This is a genomic window from Oleiphilus sp. HI0128, from assembly GCF_001635365.1.
The window spans coordinates 1-1038 of the sequence record NZ_LWGG01001189.1 but is presented as its reverse complement, the minus strand read 5'-3'; the positions used below and the strand labels follow the sequence as shown (position 1 = coordinate 1038).

The following is a 1038-nucleotide window of genomic DNA, read 5'->3' as shown; positions in this document are numbered from 1 at the left end:
CATCCTTTTTCTCAAGCGTATTAACGTCAATTAAATGCTCAATTGACTGAATTGACGCTGAAGCCTGCTTGGAACCAAGTTTAATATCAATAAGCTTGCCTGGCTGAATTTTGTCTTCAGACATCCAAACGATATGTGCTTTTACCGCAGAACTTACCGTTGGGTGATTGTCAGACTGAACAATCATATCGCCACGACTGATATCGATTTCATCATTCAAGGTAAGCGTAACCGCTTGACCTGCGAAACCTTCATCCAGTGAACCTTCAAAGGTCACGACTTCTTTTACGGTACTGCTTTTACCCGAAGGAAGTGCAGTAATTTTATCGCCAGGCTTAACGATACCCGAAGCAATCGTTCCACAGAAACCACGGAAGTTAAGGTTAGGGCGGTTAACGTATTGTACTGGTAGGCGGAAGTCTTCCAGATTCTTGTCTTTAGCTATTTCGACTGACTCAAGCATCTCCATTAGAGGCTTGCCTTTGTACCAAGGTGTCTTGTCGCTATTGCTGATTGTGTTAACACCTTTCAGTGCAGAAAGTGGTGCAAACTGGATATCGCCCAAATCTAACTGGTCAGAGAATGAAAGGTAATCGCTCTTGATTTCATTAAAGCGCTCTTCGCTGTAGTCAACCAGATCCATCTTATTGATGGCAACGATGACGTGCTTAATACCCAGTAAAGAAGCAATAAATGAGTGACGTTTGGTTTGCGTTAATACACCGTGACGTGCATCGATCAGGATGATTGCCAGGTCAGCAGTTGACGCACCAGTTGCCATGTTACGAGTATATTGCTCGTGTCCGGGAGTGTCGGCGATGATGAACTTGCGTTTAGCAGTTGAGAAATAACGATAAGCAACATCAATGGTGATGCCTTGCTCGCGCTCAGCCTGTAGGCCGTCAACTAATAGTGCAAGGTCGATTTCACCTTCGTTGGTGCCGGACTTAACGCTGTCTTTCTTAATTGCTTCAAGTTGATCTTCATAAATCATTTGAGAGTCATGAAGTAGTCGGCCAATAAGTGTGCTCTTGCCGT

At 44.2% G+C, this 1038-nt stretch carries 1 protein-coding gene; it reads right to left on the bottom strand.

Going from position 1 to position 1038, the window contains the following annotated elements:
* Nucleotides 1-1038 (bottom strand): sulfate adenylyltransferase subunit CysN (gene cysN, locus A3763_RS20065; protein WP_156495209.1); only part of this gene is annotated, 1038 nt, incomplete at both ends.